This window comes from Ensifer sp. LC11 (genome assembly GCF_001695835.1).
Lineage (GTDB): Bacteria > Pseudomonadota > Alphaproteobacteria > Rhizobiales > Rhizobiaceae > Ensifer.
In genome coordinates this window covers 113,648-137,317 of sequence record NZ_MBSO01000009.1, presented here as the reverse complement: position 1 = coordinate 137,317, position 23,670 = coordinate 113,648, and the positions used below count along the sequence as shown (strand labels likewise).

Genomic DNA, 23,670 nt, shown 5'->3' with positions numbered 1-23,670 from the left:
TTTTGGCATTCAAATCGATTAGCGACAAGCGATTCCTGACAAAATCACTTCTTTTCGGGCTTACCGTCGCCATCGTCGAGCACCCGCCAGGAGGCGCCTTCGAGATCCTCGTACTGGCCGCTTTTCAGCGCCCAGAGGAAGGCGACGAGGCCGATCCCGCCGAGAAACAGCGCAATCGGTATGAGATAGATCAACGTGTTCATGAAGCGCTCCCGACCGGCTGCAATGCGGCAGACGCCTTGCCGTCCGGTGCCGCCTCGGCGACATTGCCGGTGGCAGCCCTCAGCCGCAAGGCGTTGACCACGACGATGACCGACGAGGTCGACATGGCGACCGCTGCGATCAGCGGGGTCGCATAGCCGAGGATCGCGATCGGAACGGCAATCACGTTGTAGCCGATCGCCAGCGCAAAGTTCTGGCGGATCAGCCGGCCGGCGCGGCGCGAGGTGTCGATCGCCATCGGCACGGCGTTCAGCCCCTGGTGCAGGAAGACGAAATCGGCCGCCTGGCGCCCGACATCGGCAGCCGTCGCCGGCGCCATCGAAACATGGGCTGCCCGAAGCGCCGGCGCATCGTTGATACCGTCGCCGACCATCAGCACGCGATGGCCGCCCTCGGCCGCAGCCGCGCATTCGTCGACCTTGCCGCGCGGCGTCAGTTCCGCCCGGAAGCGCTCGATGCCGACCCGGTGGGCAAGGGCCGCGACAACAGGCTCGCGGTCGCCGGAGAGAATACCGGTCGAAAGCCCGAGCCGGCCCAGTTCCGCGATGCTCTCACGGGCGAAGGGCCGCAAGCGGTCCTCGAAGCGAAAGCAGGCAAGCGCGCGACCATCGAGCGACAGGATCGCCTCGGACTGGCCGCTCGCTTCGCCGGCATCGCCACAGGCAAAGGCGCGGCTGCCGAGCCGGTAGATACCCGCCTCCGTATGGGCCTCGATGCCGGCACCCGGAATTTCGCGGATCTCACCGGCAACGACGGGGGCAAGCCTCGCTGCATCATGGATGGCCATCGCCAGCGGATGGCGGGAATGGGCGGCAAGCCCCGCCGCCGTCGCCAGCACCGCCGGCTGTATGTTCGGACCATTGACGAGCCGCGGTTCGCCCACGGTCAGCGTGCCAGTCTTGTCGAGCAGCACCGCATCGATCTCGGCAAGCCGCTCCATGGCGGAGCCGTCCTTGACCATGACGCCGTTCTGGAAGAGCCGCCCGGCGGCGATCACCTGCACGACCGGCACAGCAAGGCCGAGCGCGCAGGGGCAGGTGATGATCAGCACGGCGACCGCCACCAGCATCGCATGGTGGAAATCGCCGTTGACGAACATCCAGCCGATGAAACTTGCAAGCGCCAGCAGATGCACCGCCGGCGAATAGTATTGCGCCGCGCGGTCGGCGATGCGGCGATAGCGCGCCCTGCCCCCTTCGGCGGCCTCCATCAGGCCCATGATTTCGGCAAGCAGCGAATCGCGCGCCGCCGCCGTCGCTTCGATCGTCAGCGGCCCGGTGAGGTTCAGCGTGCCGGCCTCGACTGTGTCGCCGGCCTTCACCGGCGCGGGCGCACTCTCGCCATTGACGATCGAGCGATCGAGGTCGCTGGCGCCAAGGAGGATGCGCCCGTCGACCGGGATGCGTTCGCCGGCGGCAATCGCCAGCTTCTCTCCCGTCTTGATCTCGTCGACAGGCCGATATTCCCGCCCGCCATCGGCATCGACGACCATGGCGCCACGCGGCGAAAGCCTCGCCAGGGTGCTGATCGCCGAGCGCGCGCGCCCGCGCATCATATGATCGAGCGTGCGGCCGATCAGCAGGAAAAAGAGCAGCATCACGGTCCCGTCGAACCAGGCATGAGTGCCGTGGGTGATCGTCTCATAGAGCGAGATCGAGAAGGAGAGCGTGATCGCCAGCGCAATCGGCACGTCCATATTCGTGCGGCCGTGCCTCAGCGCATTCCAGGCGGAAGCATAGAAGAAGCGCCCCGAATAGATCAGCGTCGGCGCGGCGATCAGCGCCGAAACCCAGTGGAAGAGATCGCGCGTGGCCGCCTCTGCCCCCGACCAGACGGAAACGGACAAAAGCATGATGTTGGCCGAGGCGAAGCCGGCAACGGCAACGGCGCGCACCAGCTGCTTCAGCGTCTGGTCGCCGTCTTCCTCACCCGGGGCAAAAAGATGGGTCTCGTAGCCGCGCGCGCGGATGACACGCGCCAGTTCCCGCGGCTCGGTGCGTGTGCCGCCCGTCTCTTCCTTCCAGACGACCGAGACACGGCGCGACGAAAGGTTGACGCGGGCGCGCTCGACCTCGGGCAGCACCTTCAAGGCGCCTTCAAGCGTGGCGATGCAGGCGCCGCAGTGCACGCCGGGAACGCTGAGATCGGTCTGGCGCAGACCACCACCGAGCGAGCGGCTCATCAGCCACAGCTCTTCCGAGGTTGGCAGTCCCTGCCCGGCCCTGTCGATCTCCAGAGCCGCTTCGGTTCCTGGAGCGCAGCAGCTCATGGCGTTTCCCCCGGCACCATGAAGCGGATGGCCTGGCGGTAGACGACGGCGTCGCCCGCGGTCGCGGTAATGTCGGCGATCCACTGGCCGCGCTTCAGCGCGGTCGCGGCAACGAATACGCCCGCGCCCTGATGCGCCATTTCAACCGTGACGTCCTCATGCTCCTCGACCGGACGCTTCAGCACAGCCACCACCTTGTCGGCGGTCATCTCCGGATTGCCCCGGCGCGTCAACGTGTAGCGGAGCGCCTCTTTCTCAACGCTGAGCTTGCCGTCGAGCCCGTCAGCGGCAAAGGCCTTTGCCTCCTTCACCTTGCCGTTGAACTGCTGGCTCGCGACATAGGTGTTCTGCACCACCAGCCCGCTCCAGCTGTGGCTGGCATTCCAGGCCATGATCAGATTGACGGTGATGATCGTGCCGAAGAACAGCACCATGACGCCCAGCATGTGCCAGCCGGTGAAGGGGCGCGGTGCCTTTGCCTCTTTGGTCGTCATTTCGCGGCTCCCGGGCTGTTGAAATTGGCCTTGTAGACGTCGCGCTCGTGGCTCGACGGATCCTCGACGATCAGGCTGAAGCCGTCAGCCGCTTCGCCAAGTTTGTCCTTCGGCAGCGTCACGAACACCTTCACCGCCGTCACCTTGTCCGGGTCGACGCCGATGGCAAAGGTGCGGCCGTCGCCCGGCGCCTGGCCGGCGATGCGCATCGTCGCCGACGGCAGACCGTCGATCGCAAGCATGATGGTGCGTTGTTCGGGGATCATGTTCAAGAGTTTGACCATGTAGCCGTTGCGCACCGAACCGTCGGACTCGACCACGAATTGCGGGTTGCGATCGTGCAGCACATTGAGCTCCAGCCGGTCGCGCGAAAGCAGCGCGTAAAGCAGGCCGATGCCGACGAGCGTCCAGACGCCGAGATAGACGAGCACGCGCGGACGGAAGACGATCTTCCAGTTGAAATGACGCACCTTGTCGACGAAGGCTCCATCGGCGTTGCGAACGCGGCTGGGGTCAAGCGCCGCCGTGCCGCCATTGGTGGCAAGAGCCATGTTGGCGGCATAGTCGTTGAGCGTCGCATAGGAAATCAGCCCGCGCTCGCGGCCGAGCTTGTCCATGACGCCGTCGCAGGCGTCGATGCACAGCGCGCAGGTGATGCATTCGAGCTGCTGGCCGTCGCGAATGTCGATGCCCATCGGACAGACCACGACGCAGGCGTTGCAGTCGACGCAATCGCCGACGGCCTCGCCGGCCGCGACCGCCTTCTTCTGGTGGCGCGAGCGCGGCTCGCCGCGCCAGTCGTTATAGGTGACGACCAGCGAGTTTTCATCCAGCATCGCCGCCTGGATGCGCGGCCACGGGCACATGTACGTGCAGACCTGCTCGCGCATCAGCCCGCCGAAGACATAGGTCGTCGCCGTGAGAATCGCGACGGTCATATAGGCAACCGTCGGCGCCTCCAGCAAAACGAAGCTCTTGAGCAGCGTCGGCGCATCGGCGAAATAGAAGATCCAGGCGCCGCCGGTGGCAATGCCGATCAGGATCCAGATCGAGTGCTTCGATACGCGCTTGGCGACCTTGGCAACCGTCCAGGGACCGGCGTCGAGCTTCATGCGGGCGTTGCGGTCGCCTTCGATGTAGCGCTCGACCACCAGGAAGAGATCGACCCAAACGGTCTGCGGACAGGTATAGCCGCACCAGGCACGGCCGACGGCCGAGGTCACCAGAAACAGGCCGAAGCCCGCCATGACGAGTAGGCCGGCAACGAAGAAGAATTCCTGCGGCCAGATCTCGATGAAGAAGAAGTAGAAGCGCCGGGCCGCGAGATCGACGAGTACGGCCTGATCCGGCGCATGCTCGCCGCGATCCCAGCGGATCCAGGGCGTCAGGTAGTAGATGCCGAGCGTCACCAGCATCACCAACCACTTGAAGCGGCGGAAGCTGCCTTCGGCGCGTTTCGGGAAGATCTTCTTGCGCTTTTCGTAGAGCGGCTTGCGCACATGCGCCGCATTGACCGGCTCGGCCTCGTGACGTTCGACAGAGGCAGGATTTGCGGCGGATTGAGGGCTCATTTGTGGGAAATCCCCGGATATGTCATGTATTGCGCCGTGTTTTGCCCGATCTGGCGCCGGAAAACGTTGATCTGTGTCAAGTTTGCGGGCTAAAGCCCCTGCATGCGGCGAAACGCCCAGGCTTTCATAGGAAATGCCCAGGCCTCCGCACGACATGCCCAGGCTTTCGTTTGAAATGCCCGGGCTTTCGCATCCGATCCGCCATCGCGGATCGCGACATCACCACATCCAGCAAATACCAATGAGGAACCGCATGGACACCGTCATCGGCTTTCTGAACACGATCTTTTGGGGCTACGTGCTGATTTACGGCCTGCTCGCGGTCGGCATCTATTTCACCCTGCGTCTCGGCTTTCCGCAGATCGTGCATTTTGGCGAGATGTTCCGGGTGTTGAGCAGCGGCAGCTCCAAGGATGCGGCCGGCATCAGCCCCTTCCAGGCGCTGACCGTCAGCCTTGCGTCCCGCGTCGGCACCGGCAACCTCGCCGGCGTTGCCGTCGCCCTCTATCTCGGCGGGCCGGGCGCCACCTTCTGGATGTGGATGGTTGCGCTCGTCGGCATGGCGACGGCCTACGCGGAAAGCGCGCTGGCGCAGCTCTACAAGGTCCGCAACGAGGACGGCCAGTACCGCGGCGGCCCGGCCTTCTACATCGCCCGCGGCCTCAACGCGCCCTGGGCGGCGACGATCTTCTCCGTCTGCCTCATCCTTTCCTTCGGCCTCGTCTTCAACGCGGTACAGGCCAATTCCATCGCCGACGCGGTTCAGGGCGCCTTTGGCGTTCCCAAGGTCGTCGTCGGCCTTGCGGTCGCGGCGATCTCCGGCATCGTCATCTTCGGCGGCATTCGTCAGATCGCCCGCGTCGCCGAAATCGTCGTTCCCTTCATGGCGATCGCCTATCTCCTGACGGCGATCTATGTGCTGGTTGCCAATGCGGCGATCGTGCCGAGCGCGCTCTGGACCATCATCTCCAGCGCCTTTGGCCTGCAGGAAGCCGCAGGCGGTGTCGCTGGCGGCGTCGCTGCGGCGATGATGAATGGCGTCAAGCGCGGCCTCTTCTCCAACGAAGCGGGCATGGGCTCGGCTCCGAACATCGCCGCCGTGGCCACCCCCGTACCGCACCACCCGGCATCGCAAGGCTTCGTGCAGTCGCTCGGCGTCTTCATCGATACCATTCTGATCTGCACCGCGACTTCGGTGATGATTCTCCTTTCGGGTACCTTGGAGCCAGGCTCCGGCGTGACAGGCACCCAGCTGACCCAAGCGGCGATGAACGTGCATATCGGCTGGGCCGGCAGCTACTTCATCGCCATTGCGATCTTCTTCTTCGCCTTCACTTCGATCATCGGCAACTATTCCTATGCCGAGAACGCGCTCACCTATCTCGGCGGCGCCAACCGTCTAGGCGTCATGATCATGCGCTGCGCCGTGCTCGTCATGGTGGTCTGGGGCGCATCCGAGAGCATCACCACCGTTTTTGACGCGGCCGACGCCTCCATGGGCCTGATGGCGACGATCAACCTCATTGCCATCCTGCTTCTCTCCGGTACCATCGTGAAGCTGACGAAGGACTATTTCGCCCAGCGCCGGCAGGGTCTCGAGCCGGTGTTCCACGCCGCCGATTATCCGGAGCTGCAGGGCCAGATCGACGGTGAGATCTGGTCGCGCGAAGAGGCACTCGGCATGAACAGGAGTGCGGAGGACAAAGCATGGACGGCTCCGGCGGGCCGCTGACACTTGCGAAACAGCGCGGCATCTACCACGAGCGTGCCGCGCCACCAGCGCTCTCACGGCATATCGAATGCCTCTGGAGCCACCAAATGCCGGAGGGACCGACCGCACGCATTGCGGTGGTGCCCGACGGCTGCGTCGATATTCTCTGGTCCGATCACAGCCTCGTGGTCGTGGGCCCCGACCGGACCGCCGCCTTCCCCGTGATTGCGCCCGGCACGACGGTTTCGGGCCTGCGCTTCCGACCAGGCGTGGCCGCCTCCTTCCTGCGCACACGCCTTTCCGAGATCACCGGCAACGTCGTCCCGCTCGACGCCTTCTGGGGCAAGGCCGCGCGTGAGCTCGATGCAAAGTTGCACGAGGCCACAGGCACGACCCGCCGCGCCGAGATCCTGGCGGAAACCGTGCTGCACCGCCTGGCTGCCGTTTCACCGCCGCCGACCGATGTCGCCGCCTGCCTCGCCCATCTCGGGCAGCACCGACCATCCGCGGACAATCCGATCCGATCGCTGGCGGCAACCACCGGAACCAGCGAGCGGACGCTGCGCCGCCGGTGCCACGAGCACTTCGGCTATGGCGCCAAAACGCTCGACCGCATCCTGCGCCTGCAGCGCTTCCTTGCAGCTTGCCGCACCGAGGCGTCCGAGAACCTCGGTTTTCTCGCTCTCGATGCCGGCTATGCCGATCAGGCGCATCTTTCGCGTGAGGCAAAGGAATTGACCTCGCTCTCGCCGGCCGAAATCCGCCGCCAGCTTGGCAAGGACCGGCTAGCCGCCTGACTGGCCGTTTCGTTCAAGACCGGACTGCTCGCCCGTGCTATTTCCCCATTCAGGAGAACCAAGCATGGCAACACTTGAAGCAAAGATCGTTCACACCACCATCGCCCGCGACTGGCGCGCGGTCTACGCCTTCATGGCGGAGCCGGAGAACATGCCGCGCTGGGCGTCCGGCCTGTCGTCGGGCTTGACGCGCGACGGTGACGACTGGCTGGCGCCGGGGCCGCTTGGCAACGCCCGTGTGCGCTTTGCCCCGGACAATGCCTTCGGCGTCGTCGATCATCTGGTGACGCTCGAAGATGGCACCGAAGTTCACAACGCGCTGCGGGTCGTGCCGAATGGTGACGGCGCCGAGGTAATGTTCACGCTGCTGCGGCAGCCGGGCATGACTGCGGAACAGTTTGCCGGCGATGCCCGTTGGGTGGAGAAGGATCTCGCCACCCTGAAATCGATTATGGAATCCGGAAAAGACAGGGAAGATCATGGGTAACAAGGGTAATGACAGCCGCATCGACTATGTGGAATTCAACGTCTCCGACATCGCTGCAAGCAAGGCCTTCTACGGCAGTGCCTTCGGCTGGACATTCACCGACTACGGCCCGGAATATTGCGAGTTCCAGGACGGTCGCCTGACCGGCGGCTTTACCACCACCGGCCCGGTCAGAAGCGGCGGCCCGCTGATCATCATCTACGCCGACAAGCTTGAAGAGGCACTGGCCGGCGTCGAAAAGGCCGGCGGCAAGATCGTCAAGCCGATCTTCACCTTCCCCGGCGGCCGGCGCTTCCACTTCGCCGACCCGGATGGGTACGAGCTGGCGGTGTGGTCGGCACAATAGGCAAAGAAGGCTCGGGAACGAGAGGGGTACGATCGTTCTCTCAGACAAGCACCGGGCGAATGGGCGCTACCCCTCCGACCCTCATCTCTGTGCTTGTCACAGAGATCCAGCAGCCGTGCGTCCGCACGGCACGAGACTCAAAATGCCGGTACTCGTCATTCAGGGGGTCTTTTCGCGCCGCCGACGCGACGCGGCTGGATTTCTGTGACAGCACAGAAATGAGGGAGAACTTGGTGGCGCCGTTTTCGATCGGTTGACCACCCGATCGCAGGTCCGCCAGAAACGAAATAGTCTTGCACCTCCTCCCCAATTTGTGGGCGGGCCCTCCCGCTTTACGCCGGCTTAATCTCTACACGCCAAAATTGCGCGCGAAGAACGCAAGGGCGCGAAGGCATGGCCGACACTCACGATTTCCTGAAGAAATCCGTCATCATCGGCGCCCATCCGGACGACGAACTGCTGTGGTTCACTTCGATCTTGAGCAAGGTCGACGAGGTCATCATCCTCTATCGCGACATCTGGTCGCAGCCACAGATGGGCGACGCGCGCGCCGCGGCGATCAAGGCCTATCCGCGCGGCAACGTGCGTTTTCTGGAAATGGAGGAAACCGGCTCCTTCGACTGTGCCGATTGGACCAACCCGACGACTGGCCCCTTCGGCATGGAGTTCGGCACTGAGGGCGCGCGCCGCGAGGCCAAGCGCATCGTCAAGAAATCGCTGTCGCAAATCATGCCCGGCAACTTCCGCCATTCGACCCGGCCGATCGCCCAGGCCTATCGCGACAATTACGAAACGCTCTATCGGACGCTTCTGCCGCTGCTGAAGCCTGACATGAATGTCTTCACCCACAATCCCTGGGGTGAATACGGCCATGAGGACCACGTGCAGGTCTTCCGCGTGCTCGACCGGCTGCGCGACGAGATCGGCTTCAAGCTCTGGATGTCCAATTATTGCACCGAGCGCTCGATGCCGCTCGCCATGCAGTATTTCAGCCGCAAGCCGACCGACTATGTCCGTCTGCCCGCCGACAAGGGCTTTGCCGAGCAGGTGGCGAACATCTATCGCCAGCACGGCTGCTGGACCTGGCGCGACGACTGGATCTGGTTCGACGACGAATGCTTCATGGAGGCGCCGCCAAGCCGCCCGGAAGGCGGTGGTTTTCACCTGCTGCCGATGAACCTCTTCAACTTCGGCACCGTCGTGAAGAAGCCGGTCAACACCTCGCTGCTTCTCGGCACGGCGCTTTCAAGCGTCGTGGTCGGCGCGACGATCGCTGCGGCGCTGGAATGAGAAAGGCCGCGTCTTGCGACGCGGCCGCTCGTCAATCTGCAATCATCGCACCCGGCACCCCTCACTGTCCTGCCGGACATCTCTCCCCGCAGGGGGGGAGAGAGGCGCTGGGCGCACCGTCTTGCCAAGTATCAACCTCAGAGGAGATCGCAGGCGGTGCCACAAGAGCCCTTCTCCCCGCAAGCGGGGAGAAGGTGCCGGCAGGCGGATGAGGGGCAGTTCCCTCACCGCGCGGATGAGGGGCAGGTCCGCAAACCCCTCTGGCCCTACTCGCCCCCGCCCAGCGAATGCACGAAGACGGCGAGCTGCTTGACCGTGGTGTCGCCGAGGCGCGGCAGCCATGCGGGCATGACGCCGTGCTTGGGTGCCTTCATCTGGGCGATGATCGCCTGTTCGCTATCACCGTTCAGCCACAGCGCATCGGCAAGATTGGGCGCGCCGAACTCGCGGTTACCCTTGGCGTCAGCCCCATGGCACGAGGCACAGTTTGCTTCAAACAGCGCCTTGCCCGGTTCAACCAGCGATGCGTCCGACGCCGTGCCGGTGAGGCTGACGACATAGGCGGCCGTCTGCTTGATCTCCTCGGGCTTGAGGATCTCCGCAAAGGACGGCATCTCCGAGATGCGGGTGTCGTCGTCGCCGTTGTAGCGGATGCCGTGGGCGATCGTCTGGTAGATCTCCTCGGGCTTGCCGCCCCAGAGCCAGTCGTCGTCGTTCAAGTTCGGGAAGCCGGCGGAACCCGCAGCCCCCGAGCCATGGCACTGGGCACAGTTGACCTTGAAGGCCGAGGCACCGCCCGAAACTGCGAAGTGCTGCAGCTGCGGATCAGCCATGATCTGTTCCAGCGAACTCGATGCGATCTTTTCGAGATTGCCGGCCTGAGCCGCCTTGGCGCTGGCAAGCTCGGCGCTCACTTCGGCGCGGCTCGAATAGCCGAGCACGCCCTTGGTGGCATCCGTCAGGAGCGGCACCGCCGGATAGACGATCATGTAGCCGACCGCCCAGACGATGGTCGCGTAGAAGGTATAGACCCACCAGCGCGGCATCGGGTTGTTGAGTTCACGGATACCGTCCCATTCGTGGCCGGTGGTCTCGACGCCGCTGATTTCGTCGACGTGTTTGTCCGCCATTCTATTAATCCTCCTTACGAGCGGCATGAGGAAAAGTGCGCAGCGGTTTTCCGCCCACATGCCGCTCTGAATTCTGAATCTCAATCACGTCGTGATTGAAGGGGATGGCTGCGGCCTCGTCGGCGGCCTTCTTGGCGCCGGGCCGGAAGATGAAGGCGACGACGCCCAGGAAGAAGAGCGTCATGGCAAGAAGCGCCCAGCTATCGGCGAACTGGCGCATGGCCGTGTAGGTTTCCATGTGCTTGTCTCCTTAGCGATAGCCCGTGGTGTCGTCGTAGGTGGAGAAGTCGACCAGCGTGCCGAGCATCTGCAGATAGGCGACGAGCGCGTCCATCTCCGTCAGCCTCTGCGGGTTGCCGTCGAAGTCGCCGAGCTTGGCCTTCGGATAGCGGGCCTCGACACCCGAAGTATCGGCGTTCGGATCGGCCTGCGCCTTGATGTCGGCAAGCGCGTTGTCGATCATTTCGTCCGTATAGGGAACGCCGACCGCCTTGTTGGCTTTGAGGTTCGCGGCGATGTTGTTCACGTCGAGCGACGTCTCCTTGAGGAAGGCGTAGCTCGGCATCACCGATTCCGGCACCACCGAGCGCGGCTCGATCATGTGCTGCACGTGCCACTCGTTGGAGTAGCGATCGCCGACGCGGGCAAGATCCGGCCCGGTGCGTTTCGAGCCCCACTGGAACGGATGGTCGTACATGGATTCCGCCGCCAGCGAGTAGTGACCGTAGCGCTCCACTTCGTCGCGGAACGGGCGGATCATCTGGCTGTGACAGACGTAGCAGCCTTCACGCACATAGACGTCGCGGCCGGCAAGCTCCAGCGGCGAGTAAGGCCGCATGCCCTCGACCTTCTCGATGGTGTTTTCGAGATAGAAGAGCGGCGCGATTTCCACGATGCCGCCGACGGAAACGACGAGCAGCGAGCCGACCAGCAGCAGCGTCGCGTTGCGTTCGAGTGTGGCGTGTTTGTCGAGAATGGACATTGACTATGCCCTCCTATTCCGCAGCCTTGAGCACGGGCGTCGCTCCGAAGATCGGAGCTTCGTCGCGCACGCGGCCGAGGATGGTCATTGTTACGTTGAAGGCCATGAGCAGAGCGCCGGCGAGGAAGAGTGCGCCGCCAAGGGCACGCAGCACGTAGTAGGGCAGCATGGCCGCGACCGACTCCGCGAAGGAATAGACGAGGAAGCCCTGATCGTCGTATTCGCGCCACATCAGGCCCTGCTGGATGCCGGCAACCCACATGACCGCCGCATAGACGACGATGCCGAGCGTGGCGAGCCAGAAGTGCCAGTTGACCATGCGCACGCTGTAGAGGCGCTCGCGGTTCCACAGCTTCGGAACGAGGTAGTAGATCGCGCCGAAGGTGATGAGGCCGTTCCAGCCGAGCGCGCCGGAATGCACGTGGCCGATGGTCCAGTCGGTGTAGTGGCTGAGCGAGTTGACGGTCTTGATCGACATCATCGGACCTTCGAAGGTCGCCATGCCGTAGAAGGCGACGGCCATTACCATCATGCGGATGATCGGGTCGGTGCGGATCTTGTCCCAGGCGCCAGACAGCGTCATCAGGCCGTTGATCATGCCGCCCCAGGAGGGCATCCACAGCATGATGGAGAACACCATGCCGAGCGTCTGCGCCCAGTCGGGCAGCGCCGTATAGTGCAGGTGGTGCGGACCCGCCCAGATGTACATGAAGATCAGCGACCAGAAGTGGATGATCGACAGGCGGTAGGAATAGACGGGGCGGTTCGCCTGCTTCGGGATGAAGTAATACATCATGCCGAGGAAGCCGGCCGTCAGGAAGAAGCCGACGGCGTTATGCCCGTACCACCATTGCGTGAGCGCATCCTGCACGCCGGCAAAGGCCGAGTAGCTCTTGGAACCGAGGAAGGAGACCGGTACCGCCAGGTTGTTGACGATGTGCAGCATCGCGATCGTGACGATGAAGGCGAGATAAAACCAGTTGGCCACATAGATATGCGGCTCCTTGCGGGTCAAAAGCGTGCCGAGGAAGACGGCGAGATAGGCGACCCAGACGATCGTCAGCCACAGGTCGACATACCATTCCGGCTCCGCGTATTCCTTCGACTGGGTGATGCCGAGCAGGTAGCCGGTGGCCGCCATGACGATGAACAGCTGGTAGCCCCAGAACACGAACCAGCCGAGATCGCCGCCGAAGAGACGGGCGCGGCTGGTGCGCTGGACGATGTAGAACGACGTCGCGATCAGCGCGTTGCCGCCGAAGGCGAAGATGACCGCCGACGTGTGCAGCGGCCGCATGCGGCCGAAGTTGAACCAGGGTTCGATGTTGAGGTCGGGAAAGGCAAGCTGAAGCGCAACCACGACGCCCACGAGAAAGCCGACGACGCCCCAGAAGACGGTGGCGATGACGCCGTATTTGACCACCTCGTCGAAATATTCCGACTGCGGCGGTGGTGGCGGCGCCCTGCCCGCGGAAGCCGGGCGGAACTCGATGCGTCGCATCAGCATGATGGTGCCGGCAAGAAGCACGAAGAACAGCACCCACATATGGGCCTCAAAGTGCCGGTCCTGGGCAAACCCGGCGCCGACAAGCGCCAGAAATGCCCCGACCCCGAGCAGGATCATCTCGAAAGTGTATTTCATGGTTGGGTCCCCAACTTGGTCCGAACGCACGCGGGAACGCGCCCTAGAACAGGGGCCTCGCCGCAGCTTGCCGGAAACTGTCAGAATCTGGGCGGCCCGGCCTTGATTCAGATCAAGGCTGCCCCACCTCGAATGGGTCATCCTCGGCAAACAATAGGGAGCACCGTGGGAGCGGGTGTTTGAAGTCGATGAAAAACACATATGAGGAAGGACGTATCCGAAGCCGGCCGGAGCCACCTGCCCGGCCCGTGCCGATGGCCGAACCCTTCGCCTGGCTCGCCCGTGCCCACGAAGAGCAGCTCGCGCTTTGCAGCTGTCTTGAGGAAATCGCCGACAGCCTGCCCGCCGAAATCGACCGGCAGAAATGCCTCTACGCCGCCAAGGTGCTCGGGCCGATGATCCGCGAGATGCATTCCGGCGAGGAGACCCTGGTTTTCCCCTGGGTCGAACGGACCTTCCCAAGCGATCCGACGATCAGCGCTACGCTGGAGCGACTGAAATACGAGCACTGCGAGGACGAGTGCTTCGCCGAGGAACTGACGGAGATGCTGGAACGGCTCGGCGCTGCCGACGAGACCGTCAATGCCGAGACCGCCGGCTACATGCTGCGCGGCTTCTTCACCAGCCTGCGCCGGCATGTTGGCTTCGAGCAGGAATGCCTGCGCAGCATGACATCACCGGCCGGATAAGCTGCACTTGCGTGGCGACGGCCGGGTTGCCTCGGCCGCTCCTGCCTCCAACCGCAATCGTCGCGATCAAACGATCCCGACACGCCGTGCGATTGCCCGCTGGATCACGGCCGGCTCGGCGTTTGCTTTCCGTACTCCTGCCAATCGCTGCGCAGCAACATCGTGACATGTTCGATCGTCTGCCTGCCATCGGCCATACGCCGGCTGGCAACTTCAGAGACGCGCCGGTAGCCCAGTTTGCTCTGCATCGCCCAGGAGTTTTCGTTGCCGTCAAGGTAACCGTTGACCAGCCGTGTCAGGCCCAGATCGGAAAACGCAAAGCGGATCTTCGCCTCGAATGCCTCGCGGCCATAACCGCGTCCCTGGTAGGGGCTGGCGATCCAGATCCCGCCACCAGCCGTTCCGCCACTCCAGTCGATCTTATTGAGACTGACCCCGCCAATCACCAGTCGTTCAGACTTAAGCTCGATCGCAAATTCGTACGCGATCGGCCGATTGCCTGCGTTGGCAATCTCCTGGCATCTCCTGATCCAGCTTTCGGCGTCCGACGTCGAATAGGGGTGCGGAACGAACGCAAGCCACTTTGCGACGTCCAGATCGTTCAAGCCGAGCGTGAGTTGCGCGATATCCTCCTCGCCCCACGGCCGCAGGATAAGGCGTGGCGTTTCGATCCTGATTTCCACGACGTTGCGGCCCCCTTCGCGCCAAATCGACCGAATCGTCACAATGCGCCCGACCCGCGACTTTCCGAAATGTGGATGGACTGCGGCGCGCTGAACGCGACCGCTCAGGCCGCGATCGCCCGCCTGCGGTCGGCATGTTCCTGGATCACCAGGATCGCACCGATCAGTTTGCCGGTGCTCGACATGCACGGCGTCAGCCGACAACGGACGACGACCGTACGCCCGTCGACGGTCTTGGCGAAGGTGTAGTCGACCACGTCGCCAGCAAAGCAGCGATCAAGATAGGATTTTACCCTGAGCTCGAAGCGCTGGATGCCGATAAACTCGACGATATGCCGGCCGATCAGATCCATCGGGCGGCTTGCCAGATGGTTGGCGTTGCGCGGGTTGGTATAAAGATAGCGATAGTCGGGGGTGATGACGGCGATCCGGTCCGGGAAGCTGTCGAGGATGGCCTCGTTGAGCAGCCCCTCGTCCGCCCTGCCCTTGTTCGGCTGCGCTGGCAGGCGTTCAAGCTGGAGATCGGCGAACGTCTCTGCGCCAGTGGCGGCGAAGTAACGGTTGATCAGCGATTGCAGCAGCTGCGAGTGCCTGAGCACGCAGGAGATGTCGTCGGCCTCGACCCGCAGGATGTCGATCAGGAATTGGAACTGAAGTCGGGCGTCTTCGACACTCACCGCCTTCTCGTCGTAGACGGATCTCAGGATCGGATCCAACTCGCGATCCAGAATCCCGATCAGGTGCTCGTCTGCCATGCGTACGGCATACTGCAACTGTGAATATTTGAACCAGAACAGCTCAATCAGTGCGTTCAATTCGAAACCCCATTCCCCACGGCAAAGCCGCTTCGATGCACTTACAAGACAGGCGTTGATGACGGCAGACACTGATCTGGTTCTTGCTGTTTCCCCCACTGCTTCCGCGTAAAACCACACCGCATCAGCCACCCAAAGCGCTTGCAGTTCACTCCCCGCGAGACAACGAAGAGTTTACACTCATTGCGATAGCGTTCAACAACAGAAAGAGAAACTCGCCGTCCGGAAACGTTTTCAGGGAGAATCCGGCCACGGCATTCGCCATGCGCACGATAAAATCGCGCCCGGCACATCGGCGCCGGGCTTGCGAGAACCTCAAACTGCAATTGCGGAAAGCGCAAGCCGGAGCGGACGGCGCGTGGAAGAGAATCAGTCCTTCAGGTGCCGCTTGATGTGCCAGCGGTCGTGATACCAGAGCCACTGGCCGGGATATTCCCGGACCCAGCTTTCCACCTTGTCGTTCAGCACCTGCGCCGTGGCGGTGACGTCGACATTGCCGTCTGCCTTGCGCGGAATGGCAATCGCCGGTTCCAGCTCCAGCCGGAAACGACCGCCCGGAAGACGGATGCAGCGGGCGGGGTAGACCTCGCAGTTGAACTGGCGGACGAGCTTGGCCAGCAATGGGTTGGTCTGCACGTCCTGGCCGAAGAACTTGGTCTTCAGCCCCTTGCGGAATTTCTGGTCGACCAGCACGCCGACACCGAGGCCACGTTCAAGCTGACGGGCGAGCGCGAAGGACGAGCCGGCGTGGGACGGCACCAGGTTGCCCATGCGCTCCTCGCGGAACTTGAACACCTTTTCGGCCACGTACGGATTGTTCGGCGGTCGGAACAGCACGGTGACATCAAGGCCGAAGGCGGAGCCGGCAACCGGCAGCATCTCGAAATTGCCGCTATGGGCCGTAAAGACGATGAACGGGCGCGGATTGTCCCGGAGCTCCAGAAACAACGGGATGCCGGAAACCTCGACACGGCCGGGCGTCGTGCGCTCGGGGTCGAAGTCGAAGAGACGGTCGAGAAACACGTACTCGGCCGCCATGCGGCCCATGTTGCCCCAGCTTTCGAGCGCGATCTCCTCGATCTCCGCCTCGCTCTTTTCCGGAAAGGCATTGCGCAGATTGGTGAGCGTCAGCGTGTGCCGGCTGGTCTTCGGGCCGATGAAGCGCGCCGCGCGATCCATGAACCGGATCGCGCCATCGGCGGGAAACATCTTCAGGATCGTCAAAAGCAGGAAGACGAACTGCGCGATCAGCCACTGGCGGAAACGATCCGCCGCCAGCACCAGCCGTGTGATCAGCATGCGCACGTCGATCAATCCATCTTCAGGATGATCTTGCCGAAGATCTGGCGCGATTCCATGCGCTCCAGCGCCACGTCGATCTCTTTGAGCCCGATTTCGGTATCGATGACCGGGTGCACCAGGCCGCGGGCCATCTTCTGCATGGCGTTGGCCATGTTCTCCATGCGGCAGCCGAAGGAGCCGAGCAGCTTCAATTGCTGCTGGAACAGCATCATCAGGTTCATGTCGGTCGAAACACCCGAGGTCGAACCGCAGGTCACGAGACGCCCGCCGCGCTTCATGCAGAGCATGGAGCCTGCCCAGGTGTCCTTGCCGACGTGTTCGAACACGACGTCGACGCCCTTCTTCTTCGTCAGCTTGCGCACCACGCCTTCGAAGCGGTCGGTGCGGTAGTTGATGACGTGATCGGCGCCCAGCGCCTTGGCCTTTTCGATCTTGTCGTCAGAACCAACCGTCGTGATCACGGTGCAACCGATCTTCTTGGCAAGCTGGATAGCCGCCGAGCCGATGCCGGAGCCGCCGGCATGGACGAGGATGGTTTCGCCGGGCTCAAGCTTGGCATTGTCGAACAGCATATGCTCGACGGTACCGAAGGTGACCGGAGCAAGCGCTGCAGCAACGGCGTCGACGCCCGGAGGTGCCGGTACGAGAAGACGCGCCGGCAGGTTGATCTTCTCCTGCGCAAAGCCATCGAGGTGGAAGCCGTGCACGCCGCCGACATGTTCGCAGAGATTGTCGCGGCCTTCCTTGCACGGGCGGCAGAGGCCGCAGGTGCGCGCACCGTAGATCGAGACCAGTTGCCCCGGAAGCACGCTCGAAACGCCAGGACCGATCGCGTCGACCACGCCCGAAGCTTCCGCGCCGATGACGAGCGGCATCTTGCGCTTGGCAAACGCCATGCCGCGCCAGCCCCAGACGTCGATATGGTTGAGCGCAACCGCCTTGACGCGCAGGGTCACCTCGCCCGGACCAGGAGCTTCCGGCTCCGGAATATCGGTGATTTCGAGCTTGCGGTCATCGAGCAGTTGCAGGGCGCGCATGGTTGTTCCTTTAAATATTCAGATCGACAGGCGGCATATACACGTCTTGCGAACATGTCGCCATTCTACAGAGAGTGGCGCTGTACCCCCCCTCTGCCCTGCCGGGCATCTCCCCCACAAGGGGGGAGATTGGATGTGGCACCCCCTCGCCCTCCAATGAAGCTCCGAATGCGAGCCTTTCTATTGGAGCGGCCAGCCCAGCCGCGCGTCGATCTCCCCCCTTGTGGGGGAGATGGCCGGCAGGCCAGAGGGGGTATTTCGTTCCGCCGAGCTTTCCGACTCAAGCCGGCTCGGCGGTCATGACAAGGCTGGCGTTCTGGCCGCCGAAGCCGAAGGAATTCGACAGCACCGCAGTGACCTGCTGGCTGCGCTTCACATTCGGCACCACGTCGAGCACGATCGCCGGATCGGGGTTCTGGTAGTTGATCGTCGGCGGCAGCGTGCCAGTCAACATCGTCTGGATCGAGAACACCGCTTCGACCGCACCGGCTGCCGTCAGCGTATGGCCGATCATCGACTTGTTGGACGAGACCGGGATCGATGGCAGGCGGTCGCCGAAGACGGCCGACATCGACAGATATTCCATCTTGTCGTTCTCGGGCGTCGAAGTGCCGTGCGCGTTGATGTAGCCGATGCCGTCCTCATTGATGCCGGCGTCGGCAAGTGCTGCCCGGATCGTCGCGATCGCCGGACCACCGTCGGGCGAAGACCGCGTGCGGTGGAACAGGTCGGCCTTCTCGCCGCAACCCTTGAGGATGCCGTAGACGCGGGCGCCGCGGGCGACCGCCGCTTCCAGCGATTCCAGCACCAGCGTCGCCGCACCTTCGGCAATCACGAAGCCGTCACGGTCCTTGGTGAAGGGCTTGGAGGCCTTTTCCGGCGGATCGTTCTGGGTGGAAAGCGCCGAAAGCAGCGCGAAACGGATCAACGCCTCGGCGCTGACCGAGCCGTCGGTCGCAACCGTCAGCGCGCGATCGGTGCGGCCCTGGCGGATCGCCTCGACGCCGAGCTGGATCGCGGTTGCGCCCGATGCACAGGCCGTCGACAGCGTCACCGGCAGGCCGCGGGTGCCGAAGCGATCGGCCAGGCGTTCCGAAATCGAGCCGAACAGCACGGCTTCATGGAACACCGGATCGGCCTTCTGGCGCATGGCGGCGAGGAAACGGTTATAGGCGTCACCCGGCTGCTCCGACGGCGGCGAACGGTCTGCGAGCTCGAAACGAGCGCTCCATTCCGGCTCGACCGGCGGGGCGGCCAGGAACAAGGGGCCATTGAAATCGCCGGAAATGCCGGCCTGCGCTAAGGCCTCCAGCGTCGTTTCGCGTGCCATGGCATAGGAACGCTCGACGGAATTGGCGGCCGGAATGTCGATGAAATCGACCGTGCCGGAGATGCGGGTGTTCAAGCCTTCCGTCGGGAAGCGGGTGATCTTGTGGATGCCCGAGACGCCGCCCGAAAGCGCTGCCCAGTTGTCCTCGACACCCTGGCCGAGCGAGGTGATGACGCCCATGCCGGTAATGGCGATGATCGGGCGGCCGAGGTGATCCTTGTAAGCGTTGCTCATGGTCCGCTCCTGTTATTCCGCCGAAAGCACGGCGACGCCTTCGCCGCGCGAATGGCCGATGGTGGTGACCACGGCGGACTTGGCTGCCGCCGTCATCGGCTGTTCCGCGCCGGCGTCAAAGGCAGGCACCTTGGCGCCTTCTCCCAGCGTCAGCGCCGCCAGCGCCAGGCCCAGCGGGAACTGCGCCTCGATGCTGTGGCCAACGAGGCCGCCATAGGCACGCACCGGCGCACCGGCAAACGTCTTTTCGAGGAACGCCTTTTCGCGCGCCACGAGATCGTGGAAACCGGATGTACCGGAGAAGACGACGGTCGAGACCGGGTCGAGATCTGCCGCAGGTTTGGCGAGGTCCGCAAGGCGCGCTTCCAGCTTGCCGCCGTCGCGCGCGCCGCGGTCGCCGCCGATCGCCTCGATCGAGGCATAGATGCGGGCGCCGCGGGCTTCGGCAAATTCGCGTGATTCCAGCACCAGAAAGGCGCCGACGGAGCCGAGGATCATGCCTCCGCCATTGTCCTTGCTGCGCGACCAGATCGGATGCCAATCGCCGAGCGCATGGCCCTGGATGGCTTCGATCAAGAGAATGATGTCGAGACGCTCGGCCGAAAAGGCGCCGCCGACGAGCGTGTGGCTCGACTGGCCGGCCTTGATGCGGGCGAAGGCGGTTTCGATCGCCGAGATGCCGGCCGCTTCCTCGCCCATGAAGGTACGCGACGAGCCGGTGACCTTGTGCACGATCGAGATGTTGCCGGCGAGCAGGTTGGAAAGCTGGGCCAGGAACAGCGTCGGGCGCAGCTCCGTCGTCAGCTTCTCGTTCAACAGCTGTTCGCGGTCGTTGCGCTTCAGGGCTTCGTCGACGATCAGCGAATCGACATTGATATCGCGCTCGCCGCCACCGGCAGCAACGATCATGTCCATGCTGCCGCAGGCTTCGAGATTGTCCTTGAGGCCGGCATCATCGAGCGCCAGGCCGGCGGCAAAAACGCCGAGGCGCTGCCAGTTTTCCATCTGGCGCTGGTCGCCACGCTTGGCGATCTGCTGCGACCAGTCGATTTCCGGCAGCGGATGCACCGGATACGGGCTGAACTTCTCGGTCTCGACACGCACGGCCGGCGATGTGCCGGCGCTCAAGAGCGCGACATGCGGCTCGACGCCGACGCCCTGGCTGGTGACGATACCGACGCCGGTAATGACAACGTCGTTTGAAGATTTGCTCATCTTACTTCTCCGATCCGGCTGTCGCCGAAAGAGCCGCCATCAGCCCCACTTCCTCAGCGCGCTTGCGCACGATATCGCCGAGCGGAACCTGATCGAACGGCATCGTTCTCAGTTTCAGCTGGGCGTCGCAGACCTTCTTGCCGGCCGAGGTGATCTTCGCCTTGGTCACGGCAAAACCCGAACCTTCATGCTCGAGGAAGGCCTCAATCTCGAGTTCGGCCGAGGGCTCGACAAAAGTCCGCATCTTGGCGCCGTCGACGGACATCAGGAAAGGCATGGCGGCAAAGTTGGTTGCTGCCAATACCAGGAAACCGGAGGCCTGCGCCATGGTTTCGATCAGCAGCACGCCCGGCACCAGCGGGTAGCCTGGAAAATGGCCTTCGAACACCGGGCTCTTCTGCGGAACCACGGACCGTGCCGTCAGCCGGCCAGCCGAAAGATCGACCGTTTCGACACGGTCGATCATCTGGAAGTATTCAAGGAGCATTGAGGCTCACCCTGTTCGTTTCGGGCTCAAGTAAAAACGCCAATGCCGCCTGTCAAGCGCGGGGCGCGACGGGCGGCATTGGAATTGGTGCGGCAAGGTTGGGCGAAAGCCCGATCAGCCCTTGGCAGCCCGCAGTTCGTCGATCTTGGCGCAGAGGTTCTTCAGAACGAAGTACTCTTCGGTCGAAACCTTGCCTTCGTTGACTTCCTGCGTCCACTGCTCGAGCGGGATCTTGATGCCGAATTCCTTGTCGATCGCAAAGACGATGTCGAGGAAGTCCAGGCTGTCGATGCCGAGATCGTCAATCGTATGGCTTTCCGGCGTGATCGTCTCGCGATCGATCTCGCTCGTTTCCGCGATGATGTCGGCAACCTTGTCGAATGTAGCTGTCACGCGCATACCTCTTTATTCTATGTCGAGTCTCGGCGATCCTATAGGTAAATGCGCCGCAAAAGCCAATGGGCTAGATGGCAACGGTTTGCAAATTGGGTAGCGGTGTTGCCGCAAAACTAGGTCAGACCGCCAACGAATGCCGCCCGCGGCCATTGCCGAGATAGGCGTCGAAAGCTGACGCTACGGACCGGGCAAAGGGCCGCCCGCCCTCCGTAAGCCGGAAAATCCCGTTCTCGATCGTCGTCAGGTGATCGCCATCGCGCGCCCGAAAGAGCCGCGCCTCCTCAATGACAGCACCCGCCTGCCCGGGAAAAGCCTGCTCGATCGCGTCAAAAGAGAACGCGAAACCGCACATGATATCGGCGATCACTTTTGCTCTCATCCGGTCGTCCGGCGTGAAGCGGTAACCGCGAACCGCCGCGATCCCGGCACCCTCCACATGGCGCAGATATTCGCCCGTCGCCGGCATGTTTTGCACATAGCCCTGACGGAACTGGCCGATCGCCGAAGCGCCAAGCCCGATCAGCGTCTCGGCCGCATCATCCGTATAGCCCTGGAAATTGCGGCGCAGCCGCCCTTCCCGACTGGCCCGCGCCAGGCTGTCACCCGGCTTGGCGAAATGATCGATGCCGATGGCCTCGTAGCCGGCCGCGACCAGCATCTCGGCCGCCCGCGTCATCTGGGCGAAGCGCTCGACGATGCCGGGAAGGCTTTCGTCCGGGATCATCTTCTGATGCGTCTTCATCCACGGCACATGCGCATAGCCGAAGAGTGCGACCCGATCGGGATCGAGCGTCAGCACCGCCTCCATCGTGCACTCCAGTGACGCAAGGCTCTGATAGGGCAGCCCATAGAGCACGTCGCAATTGACCGAACGCACGCCCCTCGCCCGTGCCGCCTCGATCGCGCCACGCGTCTGCTCAAAGGTCTGGATGCGGTTGATCGCCTTCTGCACCACCGGATCGAAGTCCTGGACGCCGAAGCTTGCCCGCGTCATGCCGATCGCCGCCAGCGCATCGTGACGCGCCTCGTCGAGATCGTTCGGGTCCATCTCGACGCTGATCTCGCAATCGGACGCAAACGTGAAGTGATCGGTAAGTGTGCGCTTCAGCGCGATCATATCGTCGGGCCTGACGAGCGTCGGCGAACCGCCACCGAAATGCAGCGCCGTCACCTTGGCCGCGCGGTTCACCCGGCTGCCGATTTCTGCAACCTCGCGGTGCAGGCCCTTGAGGTATGTTGCCACCGGATCGTAACGCAGCGTCTGCTTGGTGTGGCAGGCACAGAACCAACAGAGCCGGTCGCAATAGGGCACATGGGCATAAAGCGAGATCGCCTCATCAGGGCCGATCGCGCCGAGCCAGTTTTCATAGTCGCCCGGCCCGACCGCCTCGGAAAAATGCGGGGCGGTCGGGTAGCTGGTGTAGCGCGGCACGGGCGCCGCATGCTTGAGAATGAGCGCGTCTTCCATCGGTCTCTCCGCTGTCTTGCGGATGACATAGGACGGACAGACGAAGACGCCTTTGATTTTGATCAAGTTGCCGAATTAACACGTTAAAATTGACAATACTCAAGCCAGCATGAGACATTGTTTCGCGCTTTCGGAATTAGCACCTGTCAACTCTTGATTTAACGACCGGCATCCTCTTTGGTCATCCTGCTGCATGTATCCTTCGAAGGATAAACATGCAGCACTTCAAAGTGCTGAGCGACCTTTGCGCGCCTGATTAAGACGCGCGGCGCTGTAAGAGCAACGACATGCAGGTAGAAAGAATTGCAGATCGTGAACGAACATCGCCGCAAGGATATCCATAATTCGGACATTCCAACCGTCTGCGCCGCCTGCGAGGCGCGCCATGGCGGCGTATGCGGCACGCTCACGCCGGATCAGCTGCTCGACCTCAGCCGCCATTCGACCCGCCGCAGCATCGAGCCCGGCCGCGAGGTCATCGGCCAGGGCGAGACGACCGAGAGCTATGCCAACATCATCAAGGGCGTCGTCAAGCTCAGCAAGGTTCTGGCCGACGGCCGCCAGCAGATCGTCGGCTTGCAGTTCGCTCCCGATTTCATGGGGCGTCCGTTTACACGCGAAAGCGCACTGACGGCGGAAGCGGCGGTCGACACGGATATCTGTTGTTTCCCGCGCACTGTTATCGACCGGCTGGTTGCCGAGGCCCCCGGCCTCGAACACCGGCTGCACGAACAAGCGCTGAAGGAGCTTGACGAGGCGCGCGACTGGATGCTGACGCTCGGCCGCAAGACCGCGCAGGAAAAGGTCGCGAGCTTCCTCTACATCATCGCCACCCATATCGACCCGGAGAACGGCACGGCGAACGAGTTCGACCTGCCGCTGTCGCGCGCCGACATCGCCGATTATCTAGGCCTGACGATCGAGACCGTCAGCCGCCAGATCACCAAGCTGCGCAAGGACAACGTCATCCGCATCGAAAACAGCCGCCACGTCAACGTGCCGAGCCTCGACCGGCTGATGCATGTGGCCGGGATTGATTGAGCGGCGTTTAGGTCTCGCGGAGCGTCCGCCGC

The 23,670-nt window shown here is 63.2% G+C and carries 23 protein-coding genes and 1 pseudogene; 7 read left to right on the top strand and 17 right to left on the bottom strand.

Annotated elements, in window-relative coordinates:
• Positions 1-44: 44 nt before the first annotated feature.
• Genes ccoS through ccoG form a run of 4 tightly spaced genes read right to left on the bottom strand, consistent with a single transcriptional unit; the run spans position 45 to position 4,556 of the window.
• Positions 45-203, bottom strand: coding sequence for a cbb3-type cytochrome oxidase assembly protein CcoS (ccoS, locus tag BBX50_RS07175; RefSeq protein ID WP_043615060.1), 159 nt, complete (start codon positions 201-203; stop codon positions 45-47).
• Entirely contained in the window at positions 200-2,491 is a 2,292-nt protein-coding gene (locus tag BBX50_RS07170; RefSeq protein WP_065774623.1) for a cation-translocating P-type ATPase, read from the bottom strand. The genes ccoS and BBX50_RS07170 overlap by 4 nt, the downstream gene beginning before the upstream one ends.
• A complete protein-coding gene (locus BBX50_RS07165; RefSeq protein WP_065774622.1) occupies positions 2,488-2,985 on the bottom strand; it encodes a FixH family protein in 498 nt (165 codons plus the stop codon). Before BBX50_RS07165 ends, BBX50_RS07170 begins: the two co-directional genes overlap by 4 nt.
• A complete protein-coding gene (ccoG, locus tag BBX50_RS07160) occupies positions 2,982-4,556 on the bottom strand; it encodes a cytochrome c oxidase accessory protein CcoG (protein WP_065774621.1) in 1,575 nt (524 codons plus the stop codon). Before ccoG ends, BBX50_RS07165 begins: the two co-directional genes overlap by 4 nt.
• 253 nt (positions 4,557-4,809) lie before the next feature.
• Between ccoG and BBX50_RS07155 the strand changes: the two genes are divergently transcribed.
• The 5 genes from BBX50_RS07155 (at position 4,810) to BBX50_RS07135 (ending at position 9,187) form a co-directional block, all read left to right on the top strand.
• Positions 4,810-6,288 (top strand): sodium:alanine symporter family protein, encoded by a 1,479-nt coding sequence (locus BBX50_RS07155; RefSeq protein ID WP_065774620.1) that lies wholly within the window; start codon positions 4,810-4,812, stop codon positions 6,286-6,288.
• A complete protein-coding gene (locus BBX50_RS07150) occupies positions 6,264-7,064 on the top strand; it encodes a helix-turn-helix domain-containing protein (RefSeq protein ID WP_065774619.1) in 801 nt (266 codons plus the stop codon). The genes BBX50_RS07155 and BBX50_RS07150 overlap by 25 nt, the downstream gene beginning before the upstream one ends.
• 64 nt (positions 7,065-7,128) lie before the next feature.
• On the top strand, positions 7,129-7,551 hold the full coding sequence (locus BBX50_RS07145; RefSeq protein WP_065774618.1) for an SRPBCC family protein: 423 nt from the start codon (positions 7,129-7,131) through the stop codon (positions 7,549-7,551).
• Complete coding sequence (locus BBX50_RS07140; RefSeq protein WP_065774617.1) at positions 7,544-7,897, top strand: VOC family protein; 354 nt, start codon at positions 7,544-7,546, stop codon at positions 7,895-7,897. The genes BBX50_RS07145 and BBX50_RS07140 overlap by 8 nt, the downstream gene beginning before the upstream one ends.
• Before the next feature lie 393 nt (positions 7,898-8,290).
• Positions 8,291-9,187: a hypothetical protein gene (locus tag BBX50_RS07135; RefSeq protein WP_065774616.1), complete on the top strand. Its 897-nt coding sequence runs from the start codon at positions 8,291-8,293 to the stop codon at positions 9,185-9,187.
• Between the two features lie 266 nt (positions 9,188-9,453).
• Here BBX50_RS07135 and ccoP read toward each other — a convergent pair whose 3' ends face one another.
• The 4 genes and pseudogenes from ccoP to ccoN all read right to left on the bottom strand — a co-directional run bounded on the left by ccoP (position 9,454) and on the right by ccoN (position 12,941).
• Entirely contained in the window at positions 9,454-10,317 is an 864-nt protein-coding gene (ccoP, locus tag BBX50_RS07130) for a cytochrome-c oxidase, cbb3-type subunit III (RefSeq protein WP_065774615.1), read from the bottom strand.
• An 88-nt stretch (positions 10,318-10,405) separates the two neighbouring features.
• Positions 10,406-10,555: pseudogene (locus BBX50_RS30715) on the bottom strand (cbb3-type cytochrome c oxidase subunit 3); the annotation flags it as partial.
• A gap of 12 nt (positions 10,556-10,567) precedes the next feature.
• Entirely contained in the window at positions 10,568-11,299 is a 732-nt protein-coding gene (gene ccoO / locus BBX50_RS07120) for a cytochrome-c oxidase, cbb3-type subunit II (RefSeq protein WP_065774614.1), read from the bottom strand.
• A gap of 13 nt (positions 11,300-11,312) precedes the next feature.
• Positions 11,313-12,941: a cytochrome-c oxidase, cbb3-type subunit I gene (gene ccoN / locus BBX50_RS07115; RefSeq protein WP_065774613.1), complete on the bottom strand. Its 1,629-nt coding sequence runs from the start codon at positions 12,939-12,941 to the stop codon at positions 11,313-11,315.
• Between the two features lie 254 nt (positions 12,942-13,195).
• On the opposite strand from ccoN, the gene BBX50_RS07110 reads away from it, so the two are divergent.
• Positions 13,196-13,630: a hemerythrin domain-containing protein gene (locus BBX50_RS07110; protein ID WP_244513110.1), complete on the top strand. Its 435-nt coding sequence runs from the start codon at positions 13,196-13,198 to the stop codon at positions 13,628-13,630.
• Between the two features lie 104 nt (positions 13,631-13,734).
• Here the strand turns inward: BBX50_RS07110 and BBX50_RS07105 are convergent, their stop codons facing one another.
• The 9 genes from BBX50_RS07105 to hemN form a co-directional block, all read right to left on the bottom strand.
• A complete protein-coding gene (locus BBX50_RS07105; protein WP_161490855.1) occupies positions 13,735-14,502 on the bottom strand; it encodes a GNAT family protein in 768 nt (255 codons plus the stop codon).
• Entirely contained in the window at positions 14,418-15,128 is a 711-nt protein-coding gene (locus BBX50_RS07100; RefSeq protein WP_065774610.1) for a PAS domain-containing protein, read from the bottom strand. Before BBX50_RS07100 ends, BBX50_RS07105 begins: the two co-directional genes overlap by 85 nt.
• Positions 15,129-15,497: 369 nt before the next feature.
• Entirely contained in the window at positions 15,498-16,427 is a 930-nt protein-coding gene (locus tag BBX50_RS07095; protein ID WP_065774651.1) for a lipid A biosynthesis lauroyl acyltransferase, read from the bottom strand.
• A gap of 11 nt (positions 16,428-16,438) precedes the next feature.
• Positions 16,439-17,467 (bottom strand): zinc-binding dehydrogenase, encoded by a 1,029-nt coding sequence (locus tag BBX50_RS07090; protein ID WP_065774609.1) that lies wholly within the window; start codon positions 17,465-17,467, stop codon positions 16,439-16,441.
• 280 nt (positions 17,468-17,747) lie between these two features.
• Positions 17,748-19,031: a beta-ketoacyl-ACP synthase gene (locus tag BBX50_RS07085; protein WP_065774608.1), complete on the bottom strand. Its 1,284-nt coding sequence runs from the start codon at positions 19,029-19,031 to the stop codon at positions 17,748-17,750.
• 12 nt (positions 19,032-19,043) lie between these two features.
• On the bottom strand, positions 19,044-20,246 hold the full coding sequence (locus BBX50_RS07080; RefSeq protein WP_065774607.1) for a beta-ketoacyl-ACP synthase: 1,203 nt from the start codon (positions 20,244-20,246) through the stop codon (positions 19,044-19,046).
• Position 20,247: 1 nt separating this feature from the next.
• Positions 20,248-20,733, bottom strand: coding sequence for a 3-hydroxyacyl-ACP dehydratase FabZ family protein (locus BBX50_RS07075; RefSeq protein ID WP_065774606.1), 486 nt, complete (start codon positions 20,731-20,733; stop codon positions 20,248-20,250).
• Between the two features lie 114 nt (positions 20,734-20,847).
• A complete protein-coding gene (locus tag BBX50_RS07070; RefSeq protein ID WP_089044188.1) occupies positions 20,848-21,132 on the bottom strand; it encodes an acyl carrier protein in 285 nt (94 codons plus the stop codon).
• Positions 21,133-21,247: 115 nt separating this feature from the next.
• A complete protein-coding gene (gene hemN, locus BBX50_RS07065; RefSeq protein ID WP_065774650.1) occupies positions 21,248-22,597 on the bottom strand; it encodes an oxygen-independent coproporphyrinogen III oxidase in 1,350 nt (449 codons plus the stop codon).
• A gap of 303 nt (positions 22,598-22,900) precedes the next feature.
• On the opposite strand from hemN, the gene BBX50_RS07060 reads away from it, so the two are divergent.
• Complete coding sequence (locus BBX50_RS07060) at positions 22,901-23,638, top strand: Crp/Fnr family transcriptional regulator (RefSeq protein ID WP_065774605.1); 738 nt, start codon at positions 22,901-22,903, stop codon at positions 23,636-23,638.
• Positions 23,639-23,670: the final 32 nt, after the last annotated feature.

What these genes read in the sequence shown, in the direction of transcription:
- ccoG (WP_065774621.1), bottom strand. Translation starts at nt 4,556, where the DNA reads ATGAGCCCTCAATCCGCCGCAAATCCTGCCTCTGTCGAACGTCACGAG.
- BBX50_RS07170 (WP_065774623.1), bottom strand. Translation starts at nt 2,491, where the DNA reads ATGAGCTGCTGCGCTCCAGGAACCGAAGCGGCTCTGGAGATCGACAGG.
- ccoO (WP_065774614.1), bottom strand. Translation starts at nt 11,299, where the DNA reads ATGTCCATTCTCGACAAACACGCCACACTCGAACGCAACGCGACGCTG.
- BBX50_RS07085 (WP_065774608.1), bottom strand. Translation starts at nt 19,031, where the DNA reads ATGAGCAACGCTTACAAGGATCACCTCGGCCGCCCGATCATCGCCATT.
- BBX50_RS07075 (WP_065774606.1), bottom strand. Translation starts at nt 20,733, where the DNA reads ATGCTCCTTGAATACTTCCAGATGATCGACCGTGTCGAAACGGTCGAT.
- BBX50_RS07070 (WP_089044188.1), bottom strand. Translation starts at nt 21,132, where the DNA reads ATGCGCGTGACAGCTACATTCGACAAGGTTGCCGACATCATCGCGGAA.
- BBX50_RS07140 (WP_065774617.1), top strand. Translation starts at nt 7,544, where the DNA reads ATGGGTAACAAGGGTAATGACAGCCGCATCGACTATGTGGAATTCAAC.
- BBX50_RS07135 (WP_065774616.1), top strand. Translation starts at nt 8,291, where the DNA reads ATGGCCGACACTCACGATTTCCTGAAGAAATCCGTCATCATCGGCGCC.
- BBX50_RS07095 (WP_065774651.1), bottom strand. Translation starts at nt 16,427, where the DNA reads ATGCTGATCACACGGCTGGTGCTGGCGGCGGATCGTTTCCGCCAGTGG.
- BBX50_RS07165 (WP_065774622.1), bottom strand. Translation starts at nt 2,985, where the DNA reads ATGACGACCAAAGAGGCAAAGGCACCGCGCCCCTTCACCGGCTGGCAC.
- ccoP (WP_065774615.1), bottom strand. Translation starts at nt 10,317, where the DNA reads ATGGCGGACAAACACGTCGACGAAATCAGCGGCGTCGAGACCACCGGC.
- BBX50_RS07110 (WP_244513110.1), top strand. Translation starts at nt 13,196, where the DNA reads ATGGCCGAACCCTTCGCCTGGCTCGCCCGTGCCCACGAAGAGCAGCTC.
- ccoS (WP_043615060.1), bottom strand. Translation starts at nt 203, where the DNA reads ATGAACACGTTGATCTATCTCATACCGATTGCGCTGTTTCTCGGCGGG.
- BBX50_RS07090 (WP_065774609.1), bottom strand. Translation starts at nt 17,467, where the DNA reads ATGCGCGCCCTGCAACTGCTCGATGACCGCAAGCTCGAAATCACCGAT.
- BBX50_RS07145 (WP_065774618.1), top strand. Translation starts at nt 7,129, where the DNA reads ATGGCAACACTTGAAGCAAAGATCGTTCACACCACCATCGCCCGCGAC.
- BBX50_RS07155 (WP_065774620.1), top strand. Translation starts at nt 4,810, where the DNA reads ATGGACACCGTCATCGGCTTTCTGAACACGATCTTTTGGGGCTACGTG.
- ccoN (WP_065774613.1), bottom strand. Translation starts at nt 12,941, where the DNA reads ATGAAATACACTTTCGAGATGATCCTGCTCGGGGTCGGGGCATTTCTG.
- hemN (WP_065774650.1), bottom strand. Translation starts at nt 22,597, where the DNA reads ATGGAAGACGCGCTCATTCTCAAGCATGCGGCGCCCGTGCCGCGCTAC.
- BBX50_RS07150 (WP_065774619.1), top strand. Translation starts at nt 6,264, where the DNA reads ATGGACGGCTCCGGCGGGCCGCTGACACTTGCGAAACAGCGCGGCATC.
- BBX50_RS07080 (WP_065774607.1), bottom strand. Translation starts at nt 20,246, where the DNA reads ATGAGCAAATCTTCAAACGACGTTGTCATTACCGGCGTCGGTATCGTC.